Origin of the sequence: Leifsonia sp. P73 (genome assembly GCF_051059105.1) — a bacterium.
GTDB lineage: Bacteria > Actinomycetota > Actinomycetes > Actinomycetales > Microbacteriaceae > Leifsonia.
In genome coordinates this window covers 2074753-2096381 of record NZ_CP194931.1, presented here as the reverse complement: position 1 = coordinate 2096381, position 21629 = coordinate 2074753, and the positions used below count along the sequence as shown (strand labels likewise).

19 protein-coding genes are annotated in these 21629 nt (G+C 71.3%); 4 read left to right on the top strand and 15 right to left on the bottom strand.

What is annotated here, in order from left to right; genetic code table 11:
- Window positions 1-7: 7 nt before the first annotated feature.
- The 4 genes from ACQ86L_RS10630 to ACQ86L_RS10615 all read right to left on the bottom strand — a co-directional run bounded on the left by ACQ86L_RS10630 (window position 8) and on the right by ACQ86L_RS10615 (window position 4938).
- The gene (locus ACQ86L_RS10630) at window positions 8-1486 is read right to left on the bottom strand and encodes a glycosyltransferase family 2 protein (RefSeq protein ID WP_434318879.1); all 1479 of its coding nucleotides are present in this window, start codon (window positions 1484-1486) and stop codon (window positions 8-10) included.
- Window positions 1487-1563: 77 nt separating this feature from the next.
- Window positions 1564-2952 (bottom strand): DUF2252 domain-containing protein, encoded by a 1389-nt coding sequence (locus ACQ86L_RS10625; RefSeq protein ID WP_434315362.1) that lies wholly within the window; start codon window positions 2950-2952, stop codon window positions 1564-1566.
- A gap of 64 nt (window positions 2953-3016) precedes the next feature.
- Window positions 3017-3712 (bottom strand): CE1759 family FMN reductase, encoded by a 696-nt coding sequence (locus ACQ86L_RS10620; protein ID WP_345833576.1) that lies wholly within the window; start codon window positions 3710-3712, stop codon window positions 3017-3019.
- Between the two features lie 38 nt (window positions 3713-3750).
- A complete protein-coding gene (locus tag ACQ86L_RS10615; protein ID WP_434315361.1) occupies window positions 3751-4938 on the bottom strand; it encodes an LLM class flavin-dependent oxidoreductase in 1188 nt (395 codons plus the stop codon).
- Window positions 4939-5118: 180 nt separating this feature from the next.
- On the opposite strand from ACQ86L_RS10615, the gene ACQ86L_RS10610 reads away from it, so the two are divergent.
- Complete coding sequence (locus tag ACQ86L_RS10610; protein WP_434315360.1) at window positions 5119-7239, top strand: transglycosylase domain-containing protein; 2121 nt, start codon at window positions 5119-5121, stop codon at window positions 7237-7239.
- 55 nt (window positions 7240-7294) lie between these two features.
- A complete protein-coding gene (locus ACQ86L_RS10605) occupies window positions 7295-8200 on the top strand; it encodes a DMT family transporter (RefSeq protein WP_434315359.1) in 906 nt (301 codons plus the stop codon).
- 69 nt (window positions 8201-8269) lie between these two features.
- On the opposite strand, the gene purL is transcribed toward ACQ86L_RS10605, so the two are convergent.
- Window positions 8270-10588: a phosphoribosylformylglycinamidine synthase subunit PurL gene (purL, locus tag ACQ86L_RS10600; RefSeq protein WP_434315358.1), complete on the bottom strand. Its 2319-nt coding sequence runs from the start codon at window positions 10586-10588 to the stop codon at window positions 8270-8272.
- Window positions 10589-10727: 139 nt separating this feature from the next.
- Here purL and ACQ86L_RS10595 point away from each other — a divergent pair, with 139 nt between their 5' ends.
- On the top strand, window positions 10728-11114 hold the full coding sequence (locus ACQ86L_RS10595; protein ID WP_434315357.1) for a TfoX/Sxy family protein: 387 nt from the start codon (window positions 10728-10730) through the stop codon (window positions 11112-11114).
- Window positions 11115-11186: 72 nt separating this feature from the next.
- Here the strand turns inward: ACQ86L_RS10595 and ilvD are convergent, their stop codons facing one another.
- On the bottom strand, window positions 11187-13052 hold the full coding sequence (gene ilvD, locus ACQ86L_RS10590) for a dihydroxy-acid dehydratase (RefSeq protein WP_434315356.1): 1866 nt from the start codon (window positions 13050-13052) through the stop codon (window positions 11187-11189).
- Between the two features lie 76 nt (window positions 13053-13128).
- Here ilvD and ACQ86L_RS10585 point away from each other — a divergent pair, with 76 nt between their 5' ends.
- Window positions 13129-13920, top strand: coding sequence for a helix-turn-helix transcriptional regulator (locus tag ACQ86L_RS10585; protein ID WP_434315355.1), 792 nt, complete (start codon window positions 13129-13131; stop codon window positions 13918-13920).
- Between the two features lie 79 nt (window positions 13921-13999).
- Here ACQ86L_RS10585 and purQ read toward each other — a convergent pair whose 3' ends face one another.
- The 9 genes from purQ to ACQ86L_RS10540 all read right to left on the bottom strand — a co-directional run bounded on the left by purQ (window position 14000) and on the right by ACQ86L_RS10540 (window position 21348).
- The gene (gene purQ, locus ACQ86L_RS10580; RefSeq protein WP_434315354.1) at window positions 14000-14698 is read right to left on the bottom strand and encodes a phosphoribosylformylglycinamidine synthase subunit PurQ; all 699 of its coding nucleotides are present in this window, start codon (window positions 14696-14698) and stop codon (window positions 14000-14002) included.
- Window positions 14698-14955 (bottom strand): phosphoribosylformylglycinamidine synthase subunit PurS, encoded by a 258-nt coding sequence (purS, locus tag ACQ86L_RS10575; protein ID WP_345833585.1) that lies wholly within the window; start codon window positions 14953-14955, stop codon window positions 14698-14700. Before purS ends, purQ begins: the two co-directional genes overlap by 1 nt.
- Window positions 14956-14998: 43 nt before the next feature.
- Window positions 14999-15844 (bottom strand): PaaX family transcriptional regulator, encoded by an 846-nt coding sequence (locus ACQ86L_RS10570; RefSeq protein ID WP_434315353.1) that lies wholly within the window; start codon window positions 15842-15844, stop codon window positions 14999-15001.
- Complete coding sequence (locus ACQ86L_RS10565) at window positions 15841-17178, bottom strand: kynureninase (protein ID WP_434315352.1); 1338 nt, start codon at window positions 17176-17178, stop codon at window positions 15841-15843. The genes ACQ86L_RS10570 and ACQ86L_RS10565 overlap by 4 nt, the downstream gene beginning before the upstream one ends.
- Entirely contained in the window at window positions 17175-17552 is a 378-nt protein-coding gene (locus ACQ86L_RS10560; protein WP_434315351.1) for a hypothetical protein, read from the bottom strand. The genes ACQ86L_RS10565 and ACQ86L_RS10560 overlap by 4 nt, the downstream gene beginning before the upstream one ends.
- Window positions 17549-18223, bottom strand: coding sequence for a hypothetical protein (locus ACQ86L_RS10555; protein ID WP_434315350.1), 675 nt, complete (start codon window positions 18221-18223; stop codon window positions 17549-17551). Before ACQ86L_RS10555 ends, ACQ86L_RS10560 begins: the two co-directional genes overlap by 4 nt.
- On the bottom strand, window positions 18220-19080 hold the full coding sequence (kynA, locus tag ACQ86L_RS10550) for a tryptophan 2,3-dioxygenase (protein WP_434315349.1): 861 nt from the start codon (window positions 19078-19080) through the stop codon (window positions 18220-18222). Before kynA ends, ACQ86L_RS10555 begins: the two co-directional genes overlap by 4 nt.
- An 88-nt stretch (window positions 19081-19168) precedes the next feature.
- Window positions 19169-20398: a cell wall-binding repeat-containing protein gene (locus ACQ86L_RS10545; RefSeq protein ID WP_434315348.1), complete on the bottom strand. Its 1230-nt coding sequence runs from the start codon at window positions 20396-20398 to the stop codon at window positions 19169-19171.
- Window positions 20284-21348: a Vgb family protein gene (locus ACQ86L_RS10540; protein ID WP_434318837.1), complete on the bottom strand. Its 1065-nt coding sequence runs from the start codon at window positions 21346-21348 to the stop codon at window positions 20284-20286. The genes ACQ86L_RS10545 and ACQ86L_RS10540 overlap by 115 nt, the downstream gene beginning before the upstream one ends.
- Window positions 21349-21629 lie beyond the last annotated feature (281 nt).

The following is a 21629-nucleotide window of genomic DNA, read 5'->3' as shown; positions in this document are numbered from 1 at the left end:
CGCGGCGTCAGCCCGCCGCGACCCGCCCGACCTTCTCGGTCTTGTCCCAGCGCGCCTCGGCGCCGGCCAGCTCCTTGAGGTAGGAGTCGAACGTGATCGCGCAGAGCAGCGACCCGTATCCCGCCAGGTAGATGAGCGTGGGCGCCAGCCAGCGTCCCGCGCGCGTGCGCTCCGCCCGCCGGGCGAGCCAGGCGGCGACCATCGAGAACGGGATCCAGATGTAGATCGCGAGCGTCAGGATGAACAGCGCCTCGGTGCTCAGCGTGATCCCGAACAGGCCGGGCAGCCAGACCAGGGTGATCGGCGGGAACAGCGCCGTGATCATCACGAGCATGTTGATGATGCCGGGGAACAGCAGGATGTGGCCGAGCTCCTTGCGACTCGTCTTCGCGTCCGTGAGCGAGCCGAGGATGAGCACGAACAGGTAGGCGAGCGACGCCGAGATCCAGAGGACGCGGAAGACGGTCGCAGCCAGCTCGTTCTGCAGGAAGAGCAGCCCGGCGAGCCCGATGGCCGAGGTGACCATGATCAGCGGCAGCAGCCACAGGCTGAACCAGACGATGCCGAACGTCCACGCGCCGAGGTGATGCTCGCGAGAGGGACGGAACCAGACCTTCGAGTAGCGCGAGGTGACCGACACGTTGCCGCGCGCCCACCGCAGCCGCTGCTTCCAGAGCGCGTCGACCGCGCGCGGCTCCTCGGCCAGGACGTGCGCGTGCGGCTCGAACACGACCTTCTTGCCGTGGAGCTGCGTCTCGAAGGTGGTGATGGTGTCCTCGGCGAGCGTGGAGGTGTCCACGCGGCCGCCGATGGCGACCAGGTTCTCCCGGGTGTGGAGCTGGGCGCCGCCGGCGAGGCAGGCCTGCGCGCCGAGCACGTTCTGCGCGCGCCGGGCCGCGGGCTGCGAGAGCACGTACTCCACACTGACGAACTTGGTGAGGTAGTTGCGGTCGCGGCTGCCCTCGCGGATGTACGCCGACACGGCGCCGACTTCGGGGTCGGCCAGGTGCCGGGTCATCCGCCGCAGCGAGTCGGGCAGGTAGATGACGTCGGCGTCCATGATGAGGAGCGCCTCCATCCAGTCCTCGGCCAGGATGCGCTCGATGCCGTGGTTGAGGGTGTGCGCCTTGCCCTGGCCGCCCTGGTCCCGGCGCAGCAGGAACACGCTGCCCGGATACTGCTCGGCGCGGGCGCGCACGACGACGGGGGTGTCGTCGGTGCTCGCGTCGTCCACCACGTAGATCCGCAGCGCGTCCTTCGGGTAGTCGAGGCTCATCAACCGGTCGATGGAGGCGCCGATCACCGCGCCCTCGTTCCAGGCCGGCACGACGATGGCGACGCGCGGGAGGTAGGGCGCGGCCTTCTTGTAGTGGTTGATCCAGGCGTGGAACGGGATGACGACGAACGTCGCCGCTGCCGCGATCACGGGGACGAGCCCGGTCAGCGCCAGGATCAGGCAGACGACGACGCCGATCCACTCCAGCACGCCCAGCACGTCCACGCCGCTCCCCTTCGTCTCCGATCAGAATACTCGGCGGTTCTGCCCCTGCAGGCCTCCGGTGTCTATGCGGCGAACTCGCCGTCCTCGACGGCCTGGCGCACCGTCAGGTAGTCCGCGTGGGCCTGGTCGGCGTACGAGAAGGCCCACTCGACCACGGCCGTGTCGAACGCCGCACCGCTGCCGAGGTAGCCGGCGATGAACGATGCGGCCGGGGACTGCGCGTGGGCACGTGCGAGCACGGTGGCGCACGCATCGATGTAGTCGGCGAACGGCCGGAAGCCGAGCGTCTCGGTCTCGATCGAGACGTTCTGATCGCGGAACTGCCGGACGTAGTACGCGTGGCCGCCCGCGTTCACGTACCCGAGGAACGGATCGCTGACCGCTTGCAGGACCCGCTGGTTGGCGACGACGCGATGACCGTGCTCATCACGGTGCGCGCGGTCGTCGAACGCCGGGGCACGTCCGGCGGTCGCACCGCCGAACTCGACCGCGACGGACTCGGTCGCCTCCTTCACCTGGAGCACCAACGGCTCACCGGCCGGCCCGGTCAGGACGATGATGTAGCAGCGCGTTCCCACACTGCCGACGCCGACGACGCGGCGGGCCGCATCCGTCGCGACGTACTGCGACAGCAGGACCGCGATGTCCGCGGGGACCGTTTCGAGGTAGGCGCGGATGATCTCGAGCACGTTCTGCTCTGCGGCGTCCGGGACATGCGCGAGCACGGGCGGGTCCTCGACGATCGTCATCGCGCCGTCCGCCGCGCGACGCATGATCTTGCGCGCGACCCGTGCGGAGGTGCGCCGAGCCGCCGCTTCGACCGCGCGGTCGATCACCCGCTGCGACGACGAGGCACGCCGGCCCCTGCTCACATCGGCGCGGAGGTAGTAGCGCTCCAGGACGCCGAGCCCGGTCATCTGCCGCAGGGCGGTGCGGTAGGCGGCGGCGGCCTCCAGCGTGACGGCCTTGACCTTCGGGTCGGGGAACCCGCGCTGGCGCGCTGCCAGCACCACGCTGGTGAGGAAGCGCTTCAGGTCCCACTCCCACGGGCCGTAGGCGGACTCGTCGAAGTCGTTGAGGTCGAAGACCAGAGTGCGCTCCGGTGACGCGTAGATCCCGAAGTTGGCGACGTGCGCGTCGCCGCAGATCGTCACGTCGACGCCGGTCCGCGGAGCGTTCGCAAGGTCCGCCGCCTGGATGGCCGCCGATCCCCGGTAGAAGGCGAACGGGTTCGCGGTCATCCGCTCCAGCCGCAGCGGGATCAGCTCGGCGACGCGGTGCTCGTGCTGCCGCTTGAGGATGCCGACCGGGTCGCGGCCGGTCGCGGGCGAGTACTCGCCGTGCACGCCGCGCGGCACCCGCGACCGGGCGTCCTTGCCGGCCTGGTGGAGGTCGGCCGCGCTTCGGAGAGCGTCGTGATCGAAACGGAGATGGCCCTCTACGGCAGTCACGGCGGCGCCCCTCCCATCGGTCGTGCGTGGCACAAGCCTAGAGGGAGGAGCGACCGCCGCTGCGTCAGCTCCGCGCCGGGCCTCCGAGAGTCCCGCCGGCCGCCAGCCGCATCAGATCGGAGCCGAGGTCGATCCCCAGCTCGTTGCCGCCGGCCGAGCCGAACTCGTGCTGGTAGCTGTTCCACGACGTGTCCTTGATGCGGGCCTCCACGCCGGTCTCCATGAGGACGACCAGCTCGCGCGCCGCGCGGTCGATCCGCTTGCCGAGGGAGTTGTCCTGCCAGTCCTCGGTCGAAGCGAAGACCGAGGTCGGCGCGGTCATCGTCCGCAGGTAGGCGAACATCGAGCGCATCTGCTCGTCGACGACCAGCGCGTGCCTGGCCGTCCCGGCGGTCGCGCCGAGGATGACCGGCTTCGCGATCAGGAGGTCGTTGTCGAGCACCTGGAAGAACGAGCTGAACAGCCCGCTCGGGCCCGCCTTGTAGACCGGCGCGGTCGCGATGATGCCGTCCGCCGCCGCGAGCGCCTCGATGGCCGCTGTGAAGCGCGGGCCGAGGTGGCCGGACGCGAGCGCGCCGGACAACTCGGGGAGCAGTTCCCGCAGGTCGAGGTTCTGCGTCTCGACCGTGTGGCCGTCGCGCTGGGCGGCGGCCTCCACGCGCAGGGCGAGGCGGTCGGCGAGCATCTTGGTGGACGACGGGTCGCTGACGCCCGCGTTGACGACGACCACCCGGAACGGGCGCTGGTCGGTGCTGGTCATGGTGTCCTTCTCTCGCAATCGAAGCGTGAACCGGTCGCTCAGAGCGCCGGGTAGTCCGCCTGGAACTCCTCGGAGGAGTCCTGGTAGGGGGAGGCGCCGGTCACGTTGTCGCCGCGGTTGGCGTTCGGGCGCGGCTGGCGCGGCGCGGCGTCGCCGTACTTGGCCGCGACGAGCGACGCGTGCGTGGGCGCCTCGGGGGTCTCCGGGTCCTTGCGGGCCTCGGTCTCCTTGCGGAGCACGGGGATGACCTCCTCGCCGAGCAGGTCGAGCTGCTTCAGCACCGTCTTCAGCGGCAGGCCGGCGTGGTCCATCAGGAACAGCTGGCGCTGGTAGTCGCCGGCCCACTCGCGGAAGGTCAGCGTCTTGTCGATGACCTCCTGCGGGCTGCCCACGGTCAGCGGGGTCGCCTCGGTGAACTCCTCCATCGTCGGGCCGTTGCCGTAGACCGGGGCCTCGTTGAAGTAGGGGCGGAACTCCTTCTTGGCCTCCTGCGAGGTCTTCGCGATGTAGGCCTGGCCGCCGAGCCCGACGATCGCCTGCTTGGCGGTGCCGTGGCCGTAGTGCTCGAAGCGCTCGCGGTAGAAGGCGATCAGGCGCTGGTAGTGCTCCTTCGGCCAGAAGATGTTGTTCGCGAAGAAGCCGTTGCCGTAGTACGCGGCCTGCTCGGCGATCTCCGGGGTGCGGATGCTGCCGTGCCAGACGAACGGGGGCACGTCGTCGAGCGGGCGCGGGGTGGAGGTGAAGCCCTGCAGCGGCGTGCGGAACTTGCCCTCCCAGTCCACGACGTCCTCGTGCCACAGCCGGTGCAGCAGGTTGTAGTTCTCGAGCGCGAGCGGCAGGCTCTGGCGGATGTCCTGGCCGAACCACGGGTACACCGGGCCGGTGTTGCCGCGCCCGAGCATGAGGTCCATGCGGCCCTTCGACAGGTGCTGCAGCATCGCGTACTCCTCGGCGAGGCGCACCGGGTCGTTCGTGGTGATCAGGGTGGTGGAGGTCGTCACGATCAGCCGCTCGGTGAGGGCGGCGATGTGCGCGAGCAGGGTGGTGGGCGACGAGGAGAAGAACGGCGGGTTGTGGTGCTCGCCGATCGCGAAGACATCCAGGCCGACCTCCTCCGCGTGCGTGGCGATCTTCACGATCGCGTCGATGCGCTCCGCCTCGCTCGGGGTCTCGCCCGAGACCGGGTCGCGGGTGATGTCGCTGACGGAGAAGATTCCGTACTGCATTGCTGGCTCCTCAGGTTCGTTCTCGCCGTATCTATGCAAACGCATATAACGACGCCGAGCTGGAAGTATTCCCGGCGGGTGGGACCAGCATGGCGCATCGGACGGAAGCGAGCCAGGATCGCGGTGAGGCGTATATCACACGCCAGGCTTTTCTCAGTTGGATCGGGCAAGCTGGCTGCTATGGGGGAGCAGGAAGAATCGAATCGTTCACGTCGTCGCGGTGCGTCCGCGGCGGCCTTCGTCGGGCTCAGCGTGATGATGGCCGGGGTGCTGGTCAGCGCGATGGTGGCGCCGGTGGTCGCCGTCGCGGGGGTCGCGACGGAGACCGGCATCCATCTCTTCGAGACGATGCCCGAGGCGCTGACCGTGGACGCGCTCGCGCAGACGACCGACATCTACGCGAAGGACCGCGACGGCACGCCGGTGCTGCTGGCGTCGGTCTACGAGCAGAACCGCAAGAACGTGGGCTGGGATGACATCTCCCCGTTCGTCAAGGACGCGCTGACCGCCACCGAGGACCCGCGGTTCTACACGCACGGCGGCGTCGACATCCCGTCCGCACTGCGGGCCGCGATCGGCAACGCGTCGTCCGGCACGGTGGGCTCCGGGGCGTCGACCATCACGATGCAGTACGTCAAGAACATCCTGATGCAGCGTGCGGAGGCGATCCGCGACAAGGACAAGCGCACGGCCGCCTATAAGGAGGCCACCAAGACCAGCATGGACAGGAAGCTTCGCGAGATGCGCCTGGCCATCGGGCTCGAGAAGTCGCTCCCGAAGGACCAGATCCTGCTGGGCTACCTCAACATCGCGCACTTCGGGGGCTCCGTGTACGGCATCGAGGCCGCCGCCGAGTACTACTTCGGCGTGACGGCGGCAGAGCTGACGCTCGCCCAGGCCGCCGCCCTCGTCGCGACGGTCAACGCGCCCAACGACCTCCGCATCGACGACCCGGACAACATCGGCGACAACAGGTTCCGCCGCGACAACGACGTCCTCGCCGCCATGCTGGAGGAGAAGAGGATCACCCAGGCGCAGCACGACGAGGCGGTCGCCGCCCCGATCGAGCCGAACATCACACCGCCGTCCACCGGCTGCGTCACCGCGAACCCACTCGGCGCCGGCTTCTTCTGCGACTACGTGCAGCGCGTGATCGAGAACGAGAAGATCCTGCCGGACGCCACGGACCCGACGTACAGCAGCTTCAAGCGGGGCGGCTACGACATCTATACGACCCTCGACCTCGACCTCCAGGCGTCCGCCGTCGCGGCCGTCGACGCCTACGTGCCGCACGCGACGGAGGTCCTCGACCTCGGCTCGTCGCTGGTCACGGTGGAGCCTGGCACCGGCCGCATCCTCGCGATGGCACAGAACAAGGACTTCAACGCCGACCCGGACGAGACGTCGCCGGAGAACACAGCCGTGAACTACAGCACCGACTTCGACTACGGCGGGTCGAACGGCTTCCAGGCCGGTTCGACGTACAAGGTCTTCACCCTGGCCGAGTGGCTGAAGGACGGGCGCTCGCTCAACGACGTCGTGAACGGCGATTCGCGCGCGCTCAACCTGTCGTCCTTCAAGGACTCCTGCCAGGGATCGGGCTCCGGCACGTACTCCCCGAAGAACGACGGCGGCCAGAAGCCGGGGAACATCTCAGTGCGCGCGGCGACCGCGGGCTCGGTGAACGGCGCCTACTTCTCGATGGCGCAGAAACTCGACCAGTGCGAGATCCGCAAGACGGCGGAGGCCTTCGGCGTGAAGCGCGCCGACGGCAAGCCGCTGACCTCCTTCGTCTCCGATGTCCTCGGCACCAATGAAGTCGCGCCGGTGCGGATGGCCGCCGCCTTCGCGGGGATCGCGAACGAGGGCGTCTACTGCGCCCCGATCGCGATCGACCGCATCGTCGCGCCGGACGGCGCCGAGGTCCCTGTGCCGGCGTCCTCCTGCTCGGAGGCCGTGAGCCCGGAGGTCGCCGCGACGATGGCGTCCGCGCTTCAGAGCGTCACGCGCGGCGGCACGGGATCGGCGTCGAACCCGAACGACGGTGTCCCTGTGTTCGGGAAGACCGGCACGACCGACTCCGAGAAGGACACCTGGTTCGTGGGCTCCACCACTCGCCTGACCACCGCGGTCTGGGTCGGCAACGTGACCGGCGACGTGTCGCTGCGGCGGACCAAGGTCGGCGGCATCCAAGCCGACCAGCTCCGCCACCGGGTCTGGAAGCAGTACATGACGGCCGCGAACACCGTGCATCCGGGGGAGGGCTTCCCCGAGGCGACCGGGCGTCCCGTGAGGGACTAGCCGCCGCGTCCGATTTCCGCCGGTCGGCGTCGGTGGCGGGCAGTAGCCTCGACGAGTGAAGGTCGCTCTGCAGTTCGTCGCCATGGGTCTCGTCTGGGGCGCCAGCTTCCTGTTCATGAAGGTGGCGCTGGAGGGCGTCTCGTTCGGGCAGGTGGCGTGGGCGCGGCTCGTGTTCGGGGCGCTGACCCTCGGGGTCATCGTGCTCGTCACGCGCAGCCGGCTCCCGAAGCAGCCGATCGTCTACCTGCACTTCGCGGTCGTGGCGGTCACCTACTGCGTCGTGCCGTACCTGCTGTTCGCGTGGGCCGAGCAGTACGTGTCCTCCAGCCTCGCCAGCATCTACAACGCGGTCACCCCGATCACGACCGCGATCCTCGCGACCGCCGCGTTCCGGGTCGAGAAGCTCAACCGGGACCAGGTGCTCGGCGTGCTCGTGGGCGTCGTCGGTGTGGTCGTCGTGGTCGGCCCGTGGTCGATCGCGGCGCTGTCGGGGAGTGTGTGGGGGCAGCTCGCGTGCCTCGGCGCCGTCACCTGCTACGGCTTCAGCTTCGGGTACATCCGGAGGTTCATCAGCCACCGGGACATCCCGGCGACGTCGGTCGCGTTCCTCAACATCGGGCTCGCGGCCGTGATCATGCTGCTGCTGACACCGGTCGTGGCGCTGTCGCCCATCGTGTTCAGCTGGCCGGTGCTGCTCAGCCTGCTGGCGCTGGGCGCGCTCGGGACGGGCGTGGTCTACATCTGGAACATGAACGTGCTGCGCGCGTGGGGACCCACGGCGACGTCGGGCGTGACCTACGTGACGCCGGTGGTCGGCGTCGCGCTCGGCATCCTGGTGCTCGGCGAGCACCTGAGCTGGAACGAGCCCGTCGGCGCCGCCATCGTGCTGTGCGGCATCCTGCTGACCCAGCAGCGCGTGCGCCTCTTCACCCGCCGCCAGGCCGAGCTCGTCGCCGACTGACGAACGAACTGACAGAACACGCCGCCTGGGACGAAGCCGAGGCGGCGTGTTCTGTCAGTTGGATCGCGGCTACGCGACCGTCGGGCCGAAGTGCTCGGGGAGCGTGGAGCGGTGGACGCCGCGCAGTTCCTCGATCCCGACGGTGAAGAGGTCCTGCACCTCCAGCACGGGCTGGGCGCCGACCTCGGCGTCGGTGACGCCGATGCGGAGCAGCGGCACGCCGCGTCCCTCGCAGAGCCCGCGGAACTTCACGTCGTCCTCACGCGGAACCGAGACGATGACGCGGGCGGTGGACTCGCTGAACAGCGCGGTCGCGGCGTCCACGCCGTCGCGCTCCTGCACCTCGCCGAGCCAGACGCGGGCGCCGACGCCGAAGCGCATCACGCTCTCGGCCAGCGCCTGGGCGAGGCCGCCGTCCGCGAGGTCGTGCGCCGACGAGACGAGGCCCTCGACCGAGGCCGCGTGCAGCGTCTCGGCCAGGGTGCGCTCCGCCGCGAGGTCGACCGCGGGCGGGCGGCCGCCGAGGTGGCCGTGGATCGTGCCGGCCCACGCGGAGCCGTCGAGCTCCTCGCGGGTGATGCCGAGCAGGTAGATGTTCTCGCCCTCGTCCTGCCAGCCGGCGGGGATGCGGCGGGCGACGTCGTCGATCACGCCGAGCACGCCGACGACGGGGGTCGGGAAGATCGGGGTGTCACCGGTCTGGTTGTAGAACGACACGTTGCCGCCGGTGACCGGGACCTCCAGCTCCAGGCAGGCGTCGGAGAGGCCCTCCACCGCCTGCGAGAACTGCCACATGACCTCGGGGTTCTCCGGGCTGCCGAAGTTCAGGCAGTCGGTGACCGCGGCGGGCACCGCGCCGGAGGCCGCCACGTTGCGGTAGGCCTCCGCGAGCGCCAGCTTGGCGCCCTGCTTGGGGTCGAGCTGGCAGTACCTGCCGTTGGCGTCGGTCGCGATGGCGAAGCCGAGGCCGCTCTCCTCGTCCACGCGGATCATGCCGGAGTCGTCCGGGAAGGAGAGGGCGGTGTTGCCGCCCACGAAGTAGTCGTACTGGTCGGTGATCCAGCTCTTGTCGGCCAGGTTGGCGCTGCCGAGGAGGGCGAGCACCTGCTCGCGCAGCTCGTCGCCGGTCGTCGGGCGCGCCAGGACGGAGGCGGTGTCGGCCTGGAGGGCGTCGATCCAGGTCGGGTAGGCGACCGGGCGCTCGTACACCGGGCCGTCCACGGCGACGGTGCGCGGGTCGACGTTGACGATCTCCTCGCCCTTCCAGTTGATGACGAGGCGGCCGGTCTCGGTGACCTCGCCCAGCACGCTGGTCTCGACATCCCACTTGGCGGTGACGGCGAGGAAGGCGTCGAGCAGCTCGGGCTTGACGACCGCCATCATGCGCTCCTGGCTCTCGGACATGAGGATCTCCTCCGCCGTGAGCGTGGGGTCGCGCAGCAGGACCTTGTCGAGCTCGACGAACATGCCGCCGTCGCCGTTGGACGCGAGCTCGCTGGTCGCGCACGAGATGCCCGCGGCGCCGAGGTCCTGGATGCCCTCCACGAGCTTGTCGCGGAACAGCTCCAGGCAGCACTCGATGAGCACCTTCTCGGCGAACGGGTCGCCGACCTGCACGGCAGGGCGCTTGGTCGGCCCGCCCTCGGAGAACGTGTCGGAGGCCAGGATGCTCGCGCCGCCGATGCCGTCGCCGCCGGTGCGGGCGCCGAACAGGACGACCTTGTTGCCCGCGCCAGACGCGTTGGCGAGGTGCAGGTCCTCGTGGCGCAGCACGCCGACCGAGAGCGCGTTGACCAGCGGGTTGCCCTGGTACACGGAGTCGAAGTAGGTCTCGCCGCCGATGTTCGGGAGGCCGAGGCAGTTGCCGTAGAACGAGATGCCCGAGACGACGCCGTGCACGACGCGCGCGGTGTCCGGGTCGTCGATGCGGCCGAACCGGAGCTGGTCCATGACCGCGACCGGGCGCGCGCCCATCGAGATGATGTCGCGGACGATGCCACCGACGCCGGTCGCGGCGCCCTGGAACGGCTCGATGTACGACGGGTGGTTGTGCGACTCCACCTTGAAGGTGACCGCCCAGCCCTCGCCGACGTCCACGACGCCCGCGTTCTCGCCCATGCCGACCATGAGGTTCTTCTTCATCGCCGGCGAGACCTTCTGGCCGAACTGGCGCAGGTAGATCTTGGACGACTTGTAGGAGCAGTGCTCCGACCACATCACCGAGTACATCGCCAGCTCGCCCGAGGTGGGGCGGCGGCCGAGGATCTCCCGGATCTGCGCGTACTCGTCCTCCTTGAGGCCGAGCGCCGCGAACGGCTGCTCCTTCTCCGGAGTCGCGGCGGCGTTCGCGACGGTGTCGACGACATGCTGGACGGTGGTGTCGGTCACGCGGGCACTCCAGGCTGCTGGCGGTGGCGGGGGATGGAATCCAGTCTACCGGCGCTCAGGGGCACGCTGTCCCGGGCGGGTGGCAGGATGTGGACGGGTGCCGCTGTGCACAGACCGCTGCCGGACGAAAGGCACGACCATGCAGATCCCACGACCGTCGCAGGAGACGATGGAGCTGTTCCGCTCGGTGGTGCCGGACGCTCGCGGCGTCGAGGTCAAGCCGATGTTCGCCAACCTGGGCGCGTTCGTGAACGGCAACATGTTCGCCGGGCTGTTCGGCGAGAGCGTCGGCGTGCGCCTGCCCGACGACGCCGTGCGGGAGGAGCTGCAGGCGATCGACGGTACCGGACCATACGGCCCGGCCGAGCGCCCGATGGGCGGCTACGTCTCCCTCCCCGACGCCTGGCGCGACGACCCCGACCGCCTCCGCGAGTGGATCGGCGTCGCCCTGGAGCAGGTCGGCCGGATGCCGCCGAAGGAGAAGAAGCCGCGCAAGCCGGCGAAGCCGCGGGTCCCGAAGGACTGACGCGATCGAAGGGCACGTAAACGCCCCTAAAAGCGCGTTCTAGGGGCGTTCACGTGCCCTTCGGCGGCTGGGCTATGCGGTCGGGACGGCCGCGCGGGTGAGCTGGTCGACGTCCCGTGCCGCGCCCTGGTCCGCGGACAGCGTCATCGCGGCGTACGCCCGCAGCGCCGCCGACACCGGCCGCTCCCGGTCCAGCGGACGGAACCCGCGGCCCGATGCCAGCGCCTCCCGCCGCGCGTCGAGTTCGGCGTCGGAGACCTCCAGCCGGATGCTGCGCGCCGCGACGTCGATCGTGATCGTGTCGCCGTCCTCCACCAGTGCGATCGCGCCACCCGCGGCCGCCTCGGGCGAGACGTGCCCGATCGAGAGGCCCGAGGTCCCGCCGGAGAACCGGCCGTCCGTGATGAGCGCGCACTTCGCGCCGAGCCCCCGGCCCTTCAGGAACGAGGTCGGGTACAGCATCTCCTGCATCCCCGGCCCGCCGCGCGGACCCTCGTAGCGCACGACCACCACGTCGCCGGCCTGCACGCGCTTGGTCAGGATGGCGTCGACCGCCTCCTCCTGCGACTCGACCACCACGGCCGGGCCGGAGAAGACCAGGATGCTCGGGTCCACGCCCGCGGTCTTCACCACCGAGCCGTCCGGCGCGAGGTTGCCGCGGAGGATGGCGAGGCCGCCGTCCGCCGAGTGCGCGTGCGCGACATCCCGGATCACGCCGGTCGCGCCGTCGGTGTCCAGCGACTCCCAGCGCTCGGACTGCGACGACGCCTGTGCCGAGCGCACCCCGCCGGGGGCCGCGTGGAAGAGCTCGATCGCCTCCGCCGTCGCCGAGCCGCCGCGGATGTCCCAGTCCGCCAGCCACTCCTCCAGCGACGGCGCGTGGATGCTGTGCACCCCGCGGTCGAGCAGTCCGGCGCGGTCGAGTTCGCCGAGCAGTGCGGGGACGCCGCCCGCCCGGTGAACGTCCTCCACCAGCGCCGCGCCGTTCGGCGCGACCTTGCTGAGGCACGGGACGCGGCGGGACAGCCGGTCGATGTCGTCCAGGTCGTAGTCGATGCCGCCTTCGCGGGCGGCGGCGAGCAGGTGCAGGATCGTGTTGGTCGAGCCGCCCATCGCGATGTCGAGCGCCATCGCGTTGCCGAAGGCCTCCCGGGTGGCGATCGAGCGGGGCAGCACGGACGCGTCCTCGCCGTCGTAGTACCGGTGCGCGAGCTCGACGGCGGTCGCGCCCGCCTTCTCGTAGAGCGCCCGGCGCGCGGTGTGGGTGGCGAGGGTGGAGCCGTTGCCGGGGAGGCCGAGGCCGAGCGCCTCGACCAGGAAGTTCATCGAGTTGGCGGTGAACATGCCCGAGCACGAGCCGCAGGTCGGGCAGGCGGCCTCCTCGACCCGCAGCAGGTCCTCGTCGGAGATGGCGTCGTTCGCCGAGTCGGCCATCGCGGAGATGAGGTCGAGCTTGCGGACCGTGCCGTCCACGAGCACCGTGCGGCCGCCCTCCATCGGGCCGCCGGAGACGAACACGGTCGGGATGTTCAGCCGCAGCGCGGCCAGCAGCATCCCTGGCGTGATCTTGTCGCAGTTGGAGACGCAGACCAGGGCGTCGGCGCAGTGCGCGTTGACCATGTACTCGACCGAGTCGGCGATCAGCTCGCGCGACGGCAGCGAGTACAGCATCCCGCCGTGGCCCATCGCGATGCCGTCGTCCACCGCGATCGTGTTGAACTCGCGCGGGATGCCGCCGGCGGCCTGGACCGCCTGCGACACGATGCGGCCGACCGGCTGGAGGTGGGTGTGGCCGGGGACGAACTCGGTGAAGCTGTTCGCGACGGCGACGATCGGCTTGCCGAAGTCCTCGCGGGCGACGCCGGCGGCGCGCAGCAGTGCGCGGGCGCCGGCCATGTTGCGGCCGTGGGTGACAGTGCGGGAGCGGAGAGCGGGCATGCTCCCATGCTCCGGGTGTGCCGGCGGGGGTGGAAGACGGCGTCACTACTAGTAGTGAGAGCACTAGTATCGACACGTGGACGCCGAGGGAGCACGCGCGGAGCTGGGCCGCTTCCTGCGCAGCCGCCGCGAGCAGGCGCCGCGCGCCGACTACGGGCTCCCGCCGGTCGGCAGGTCGCGTGACCGGGGCCTGCGCCGCGAGGAGGTCGCCTACCTCTCCGGCGTCAGCGTCACCTGGTACACCTGGCTCGAACAGGGCCGGCCGATCAACCCCTCCCGCTCGGTGCTCGACGCGGTCGCGCGCACTCTGCGGCTGTCGTCCTCCGAGCACGAGTACCTGCTGTCGCTCGCCGGCTTCGGCCTCCCGGCGCCCGATCGCACCCGGCTGGTGGAGGACGCCCCGGCCCACGTGCAGCGCCTGCTCGACGCGCTCGGGGACAACCCGGCCTTCGCGCTCGCGCCGGACTGGGGGATCGCCGGCTGGAACCGGGCATACACCCGGCTGTACCCGAACGTCGCGCGCGTGCCGCGCGAGGACCGCAACCTGCTCTGGCTCGTCTACACCGACCCGGCGGTGCGCGAGCTGCTGCCGGACTGGGAGGAGACGAGCGCGCGCTTCCTGGCGGAGTTCCGCGCCGAGACGGGCACGCGCGCGGGCGACCCCGCGGTGCGCGCGCTCGTGGAGCGGCTGCGCACGGCGAGCCCGGAGTTCCGGGAGGCCTGGGAACGCTACGACATCCGCGGGTTCGCCTCGCGGGAGCGGCGCTTCCGGCATCCGCGCGACGGAGAGGTGCGGCTGGAGCACCACCAGCTCACCCCGACCGACCACCCTGCCCTCCGCGTGGTCGTCTACACCGCGCTCGGCTGACCAGCCATCGATTCCGGAGTTGTGTACGCCGGAACACGGCGTGTCGCGTACAGAAGTCCGGAAGAGGTTGCGGCGACGGCTACGCGTCTACGAGGGTGGAGCGGATGACGCTGGTGAAGAACGTGAGCCCGTCGACACCCGAGCGCATGGCCACCGCCGTGTCGGGACCGAAGCCCGCCTCGACCGCGTGCTCCGGGTGCGGCATCAGGCCGACCACGTTGCCGCGCTCGTTGCGGACGCCCGCGATGTCGTCCAGCGAGCCGTTGGGGTTCACGCCGGTGTAGCGGAAGACGACGAGGCCCTCGCCCTCCAGCCGCTTCAGCTCCTCGGCCGAGGCGATGAAGCCGCCCTCGCCGTTCTTCAGCGGGATGACGATCTCCTGGCCCTGCTCGAAGCCGTTGGTCCAGGGGGTGTCCGCGTTCTCGACGATCAGATGCTGGTCGCGGCGGATGAAGTTGCCGTGGTCGTTGCGGATCAGGCCGCCCGCGACGAGGTGCGCCTCGGCGAGCATCTGGAAGCCGTTGCAGATGCCGAGCACCGGCATCCCCTTGCCCGCGGCGTCCACGACCTCGGTCATGATCGGCGAGAGGGAGGCGATCGCGCCGCAGCGCAGGTAGTCTCCGTAGCTGAAGCCGCCGGGGAGCACGAGCGCGTCCACACCCTGGAGGTCGTGGTCGCCGTGCCAGAGCGCGACCGGCTCGGCGCCGGCCATGCGGACGGCGCGCAGCGCGTCCCGGTCGTCCAGCGAGCCGGGGAAGGTGATGACGCCGATGCGCATCAGGCGTCCTCGCCCGGGTAGTGGATGCCCACCACGTCCTCGATGACCGAGTTGGAGAGGATCTCGGAGGCGATCTCGGCGACCGCGGCCTTGATCTCGTCGTCGATCGGGCCGTCGACGGTCAGCTCGAACCGCTTGCCGACGCGGACGCCCGAGAACTCGCCTTTGCCGATGCGCGCGAGGGCGCCGGCGACGGCCTTCCCCTGCGGGTCGAGCAGCTCAGCCTTGGGCATGACTTCCACAACGATCGTCGACAAAGGGTGATCTCCGCTCCACTCGCGCATCCGGGCCACAGCGATTCTACCGTGGGGCGGAGGCCCCTCGGTCCGCGTGGGCGGTCCGGGCGGCGAAGGCGAGCGCGCGGCCGGCGAGCGCGGCGTCGAGGCGCGCGAACAGGGCGGCGGAGGCGGCGCCCGGCCAGTCGGCGGGGAGGGCGGCCGCGGGGAGGCCCGGGTCGCGGTACGGGATGACGCGCCACTCGTCCAGGACGCGGATCCACAGGGCGAAGGCGTCGCGGTCGTCGGCCGGGGTCGGCGTCGACTGGAAGCGGTCGAGGAAGGCCTCGTGGAGGGTGCGGATGGCCGGGAGGTCGTACCAGCGGGCGAGGGCGGACGGGAGGTCGGGCGTGGCGGGGGTCTCGGCCAGGTGCGCGCCGGTGAACAGGTCGGCTCCGAAGGCGTGCGCGACCTCCGCGAGCTCGGCCTCCAGGGCGTCGGGCCCGATCCACAGTCCGTCCGCGACGGTCCCGCAGCCGAGCGCGGCGAGCGCCCGACGCAGCCGGTGGCGCTGCGAGCGCTGGTGCTCGGGGAACGAGAACGACACCAGGCACCAGGAGGCCGGCGCGGCGCGCTCGCCGAAGATGCGCGCGTCCCCGCGCTCCAGCATCGGCACCGCGGCCGGGTCGAGCGCGTAGCCGGCGACCCCGTCCCGCGGCTCGCGGACCAGCACGCCCCGCGCGCACAGCCGCGCCAGGCTGGAGCGCGCCGTCGTCGCCGGCACCCCGAGGGCGGCCATCAGCTCCACCGCTCCGGCGGCGCTCATCCAGCCGCCGAGTGGCCGCAGGGTGCTGCCGACGACGGTGCGGAGCACGGCGGTGGCGGAGCCGCTGCTGGCTTCGAGGTCCTCCCGCACCTCCACCCCGCTCATTCCGTGATCAGCTCGCCCAGCACATCCCGCACCGCCGCCAGCCCGACCGCGACCTCCTCGAAGCTCGTGCTCAGCGGCGAGAGCCCGATGCGGAGGCCGTCCGGGTCGCGGTAGTCGGGGATCACGTCGCGCTCCCACAGCCGCGCGGTGACCTCACGCATCGCCGGGTGGCTGAGGGTGACGTGGCCGCCGCGCTGGGACGGGTCGCGCGGGCTCGCGAGGGTGACGCCGAGCGGCGTCAGCCAGGTGTCGGCGAGCCGGACGGCGAACGTCGTGAGCGCGACCGACTTGGCGCGCACCGCGTCGATCCCGCACTCCGCGATCATCGCGACGGTGTCCTGCAGGGCGAGCATCCCCACGATCGGCGGCGTGCCGGAGATGAAGCGGCGGACCCCGTCGGCGGGCTGGTACTCCGGCCCCATCAGGAAGACGTCGCGCACGCCCATCCAGCCCTGGATCGGCTGCACGAGCCGGCGCTGGAGGCGGCTGTTGACATAGCCGAACGCGGGCGATCCCGGGCCGCCGTTCAGGTACTTGTAGGTGCAGCCGACGGCCAGGTCGGCGTCCCACTCGTCCAGCTCGACGGGCACCGAGCCGGCGGAGTGGCAGAGGTCCCACAGCACGAGCGCCCCCGCGTCGTGGACGATGCGCGTGATCGTGCGGGCGTCGGCGAGGAACCCGGAGCGGTACGCGACGTGGCTGAGCACGACGAGCGCCGTGCGCGGTCCGACCGCCGCCGCGACCTGCTCGGGAGTCACGCCCGACTCGGTGTCCGCCTCGATCCACACCAGCGTGAGCCCGCGCTCGCGGGCGATGCCGTCGAGCACGTAGCGGTCGGTCGGGAAGTTGTCGGTGTCGAGGACGATCTCGCTGCGCTCCGGCAGCGAGTCGACGGCGGCGCGCGCCAGCTTGTAGAGGAGCACGGTCGTGGAGTCGCCGATGAACGCCTGCCCGGCCGCGGCGCCGAGCGCGGTCTCGCCGAGCGTGTCGCCGATCCGGAACGGCAGCTCCATCCACTCCTCGTCCCAGCCGCGGATCAGCCGGCCGCCCCATCCGTCCACGAGGAACCGCTGGATGCGCTCGACGCTCGCGCGGACCGGGCGGCCGAGGGAGTTGCCGTCGAAGTACGCGAGGACGGGCGAGGCTGTGCCGAGGTCGGCGCCGGCGATCGGGCTGACGCCCACGAACCGGTCGCGGTAGGCGGCGAGCGGGTCGGCCTCATCGAGGGCGCGGGCGGCGGCGAGGGGATCGCCGGCGAGGGTGTCGGCATCGGCCGCCGCGGCCTCGTCGTCGAGCGGGTCGTAGGCGAAGAGGTCGTCGGGGATGTCGGTCATGGGGTGTCCTGTCGAAGCGGGCGGGAGGGGAGGAGGTCGGGGATGCGGACGCCGCGGGCGGTGGCCAGCCAGACGGGAAGGTCGCCGTCGTCGGCGGGAGGCGGGGTGGGGATCCAGGCGACGCGAGGGCCGAGGGAGGCCGTCGGGCCGCCCGCGATCGTGCGCACGAGAGCCGCTCCGGTCAGCCCGGCCTCCTGCAGCGCGGCGAGCTCGCGTGCGTTCACGCCGATGGGGAGGTCGCCGTTGCCGAGGTCGGTGCCGTACCGCACGCGTCCGCCGGCGAGGGCGAACCGGCGGAGGTTGTCGACGGCGATGCGGTAGTGCTCGGTGCGGGTGCCCCAGCCGTGGATGTCCAGGGTGCTGACCCAGGTCATCGCGCGGCGGACGGCCTCCGCGACGAGCGCGTCGTCCAGCCGCTCGGTGAAGGGGTGTGCGCGAGCTGGTCCACCCCTGCGGCGATGGCGCGGGCGGTCTGGCCTGCGCCCTGTACGTGCGCGACGACGGGGAGCCCGGCGGCGTGGGATTCCTCCACAACCGCGGCCAGCGTCGGGTTGTCCACGGTTTCGCCCGCGTCGCTGTTGAGGGCGACTTTGATGCGGGAGGCTCCCATCATGAGCTGCCTCCGCACCGCGTCCCGGCCCTCACGTGGGCCGCCGACCTCCTCCGCTGCGCCGTCCGGCGCCCAGCCGGACGCCACCGGGTAGCCGCCGGGGGCGGTGATCAGCGCGCCCGCGATCGAGACGGCGGGCCGGCCCGGGAGGTCGGTGAGCCAGGAGGCCGCGACGCCCGGGATCCAGCCGAGGTCGACCGCGTGCGTGATGCCGCCGGCGAAGAGCGCGGCCGGGTCGGTGAGGCCGAGGTGCGTGTGGTGGTCGGTCAGCGACGGGAAGAGCGTGCCGCCCACGTGGATGGGCGCGCCGTCGTCGGTGGGCGGGGTCACGAGGCGCTCGCCGTCGACGTGGAACGTCGCCGGGCCGTCGAAGCCCGCACCGCTCCAGACGGCGTCCACCCGGATGGTGGGGCCCTGCGAGCGGGCGTCGCTCACTCCGGCGCCCCGATCTCCGTCCGCACGGCGAACAGCTCGGGGAAGAACGTCAGGTCCAGCGCCTTCTGCAGGAAGCTGACGCCGGTGGAGCCTCCGGTGCCGGTCTTCATGCCGATGGTGCGCAGCACGGTCTTGAGGTGGCGGAACCGCCAGAGCTGGAAGTTGTCCTCCAGGTCCACGAACTCCTCGCACGCCTCGTACTCGCTCCAGTGCTCCGAGGCGTGCTCGTAGATGTCGCGGAACACCGGGACCAGCTCCGGGCTGAACACGTGGGCCTCCGTGACGTCGCGGTCGAGCACCGCCTGCGGCACGGCGTGCCCGGCGCGCGCCAGGTAGCGCAGGAACTCGTCGTACACGCTCGGCGCCTCCAGCAACTCGGTGAGCAGCCCGAGCGCGTCCGGGTCGTCGCGGAAGACCGACAGCATCCGCCGGTTCTTGTTGCCGAGGACGAACTCCACCGCGCGGTACTGGTACGACTGGAACCCCGACGAGTTGCCGAGGAAGCCGCGGAACTGGGCGTACTCGGTCGGCGTGAGCGTCGCCAGCACCGACCACTGCTCCGTCAGCGTCTTCTGGATGTGCTTGACGCGCGCGATCCGCTTGAGGGCCGGCTGCAGCTCGTCGGCGCGCAGCAGGTCGCGCGCCGACTCCAGCTCGTGCAGGACGAGCTTCAGCCAGAGCTCGGTGGTCTGGTGCTGGATGATGAACAGCAGCTCGTCGTGGTGCTCCGGCACGCTCACCGGCTTCTGGGCGCTGAGCAGGGTGCCGAGGTCGAGATACGACCCGTACGACATGCGGTCGTGGAAGTCCGTGACGATGTCCGGATCGAACTCGCGCGTGTTTTGGTTCGACGTCATGTTGCGATTCTGCGCCGATCGTCACAGAAGTGCAACGGGCCACCGACCCCGTGGTCAGTGGCCCGTCGCGATCAGCGGCCTTTCGCGATCAGCAGCTCGTCAGTCGGAGCACGCCGTCGCTGAGAGCGCTCGGGCCGCCGACGACGCTCACGCCGCCCGCCTGCATCGTCCCGATCGCGCCCAGCACCGGCTGGGGCACGCACCCGGGAGCCGCGACGTAGAGCGGAGACTTCGCCGCGGCCGCCCAGGCCGACGCGGAAAGCGCGTCGGGGAAGCTGGAGCCGGTCGCGATGAGCACCGACGCGCCGGCCGGGGCGCCCGCGTACGCCTGCTGGTTCACGGCGACGGCCGTCGAGTACCGGTCCGCGCCCGCGAGCCGCGCCACCGGCGCGATCGCACCGAGTCCCGCAGCGACACCCGGCGACACCACGCTGGTCCCGCCGACGAGCTCGATGTGCTGCACGTGCAGGCTCTGGAGGAGCTGCGCCGTCGCATCGTCGAGGGTCGACGCCGTGCCGTCGACCAGGAGCAGCGGAGCGCCCTGCGAGCCCGCGGCGCCGCCGGCCGAGAGGGCGTCGGGGAAGTTCGCGCCGGTCGCGACATAGACCGTCGCCGCGCCGCTCCCGAATGCGGAGGACACCAGTGCGCGCGACGTCGCGTACCGGTCGGCGCCGGAGAGCCGGGTCACCGGGGCGATCGCATTGAGCTGGGCCACCACGTCGTCGGAGACGGCAGCGGGGCCGCCGATCACCAGGATCCTGGTCGGCGCGAGGTGGCTGATCTCCGCGGAGACGGCCTGGGGGAGGGCCGTAGGTCCGGTCAGCAGCAGCGGGCCGCCGTCCGCAGCGGCGACCGGTCCGGCCGAGAGGCCGTCCGGGAAGTTCATGCCGGAGGCGACGACCACGGTCGGGGCCGTGTTCGGGTACTCGCGCTGCGCGACGGCGACCGACGTCGCGAACCGGTCGGAGGCGGACACGCGCGTGGTCGCGACGGGCCAGTACTCGTGCAGCGTGTTCGTGGAGGGGTCGTAGCCCCACGCGCGCCCGGCCGTGTCGAAGACCGCACCGAACTCCTGACCCGACTGGCTCGCCAGGGTCTGCATGCTGCCGTCCGCGGCGATGACGCCCGTGAGCTGGGAGGCAGGCGTGGGTCCGAAGTTCGCAGTCTGGAACCAGACCGTCCCGCTCGGCGAGGTGCTGAGCATCAGCGCGTAGTCGCCGGCCTCCGACGTGCGGGTGACCGTTCCGTCGGTGGCGATCCGCAGCAGGTCGACGGGGAGGTTCCGGACGTCTGGCCCTGCTCGTGCGCCGACAGCCACAGGCGTCCGTCCGGACCCACGAGCGGCTCGTCGACCGTGGCGTCGTTGCCGAGGCCGAACGACACGGGCGTGAGCGCGCCCGAGCGGACGGTGTACTCCAGCGGAGCGGTGCCAGCGGCCCCGGCGCTTCCCGTGTCGGTGAACCACGGGTCTCCGTCGGAGCCGAGGACCAGCGACGTCGGGGTCTTGCCGCCCGGGACGGGGTAGCTCGAGACCGAGTGGTCGGGCGCGATCGCTCCGATCGCTCCTGTCTCGCCGAACCATACGGTGCCACCCGCGTCCACCACCATGCCCGAGTTGACGCCGGGCGCGCTGACGCTTCCGACCACGGTGCTGGTCTGGGTCGGGGTGATCCATCCGACCGTCGATCCGCCGCCGAACCACAGGGTGCCGTCCGGCAGGAAGGCGTGCGACACCACCTGCGGCGAGGAGAACTGGGTGATCGCGCCGGACGGCGAGTAGCGCATGATGCCGCCACCGAACGTGCCGCCCATCGTTCCAAGCAGCCACACTGTGCCGTCAGGGCCGCTCACGAGCGTGCCGATCGCGACGGGTGTGGGATTGTCGTGCACCGCGCCCGCCGGAGTCACCTCGCTGACGTACCACGCCCCGTGGTTGTCGGTGTCGATGTACCAGGCGTCGCCTGCGGTGTCGACGGTGAGCCCGCCCTGGGCCACCCGGCCGGCGGTGGTGGGGAAGCTTACCAGGGTGCCATCAGCGCGGACTTCCTCGACGCCCGTGGTCACGAGCATCCAGACGTCCCCTGAGGCGTCGGCGACGGGACCGGTGGTCCGGAACGACGTCGGGGCCCCCGGCAACGCGATCGCGTGGTCCGCTGCCGTGGACGGCGTCGCGGTCACCGCCTCCGACGGCGCCGCCAGGCCCGTGACGAACACGGCGGCTGCGGCGGCGACAGCCACCGCGCCCGCCCGCGCACCGAAGCGTTTCATCGTCCGACCATCCGGCACGGTACGCATAGGTCTCCCCCGACTCCACCCGAGGCACGGGATCGTGCGCAGCGCACGAGGTCGGGATGAGCGTCGGCGCCGGCACCCGCGCTCGGGTACCGGTCGGGGCAGACCAGAGCCTAGCGACACCGCGGGGCGGCCCGGGGTGAGTCTGTCAGAACTCTCACGGATCGCCGATCCGCAACCACGCGTTCACCGTTCGGCTACCCGGAGTTGCCGCCTCCGTCGTCGCCGGCTCCTACCGTCGTGCAGGGACTTCCTGC

Coding starts and splice junctions, on each gene's coding strand:
- ACQ86L_RS10620 (WP_345833576.1), bottom strand. CDS start 3,712: ATGACCAGCACCGACCAGCGCCCGTTCCGGGTGGTCGTCGTCAACGCG.
- ACQ86L_RS10615 (WP_434315361.1), bottom strand. CDS start 4,938: ATGCAGTACGGAATCTTCTCCGTCAGCGACATCACCCGCGACCCGGTC.
- ACQ86L_RS10610 (WP_434315360.1), top strand. CDS start 5,119: ATGGGGGAGCAGGAAGAATCGAATCGTTCACGTCGTCGCGGTGCGTCC.
- ACQ86L_RS10595 (WP_434315357.1), top strand. CDS start 10,728: ATGCAGATCCCACGACCGTCGCAGGAGACGATGGAGCTGTTCCGCTCG.
- ilvD (WP_434315356.1), bottom strand. CDS start 13,052: ATGCCCGCTCTCCGCTCCCGCACTGTCACCCACGGCCGCAACATGGCC.
- purQ (WP_434315354.1), bottom strand. CDS start 14,698: ATGCGCATCGGCGTCATCACCTTCCCCGGCTCGCTGGACGACCGGGAC.
- ACQ86L_RS10570 (WP_434315353.1), bottom strand. CDS start 15,844: ATGAGCGGGGTGGAGGTGCGGGAGGACCTCGAAGCCAGCAGCGGCTCC.
- ACQ86L_RS10565 (WP_434315352.1), bottom strand. CDS start 17,178: ATGACCGACATCCCCGACGACCTCTTCGCCTACGACCCGCTCGACGAC.
- ACQ86L_RS10560 (WP_434315351.1), bottom strand. CDS start 17,552: ATGACCTGGGTCAGCACCCTGGACATCCACGGCTGGGGCACCCGCACC.
- kynA (WP_434315349.1), bottom strand. CDS start 19,080: ATGACGTCGAACCAAAACACGCGCGAGTTCGATCCGGACATCGTCACG.
- ACQ86L_RS10540 (WP_434318837.1), bottom strand. CDS start 21,348: ATGAAACGCTTCGGTGCGCGGGCGGGCGCGGTGGCTGTCGCCGCCGCA.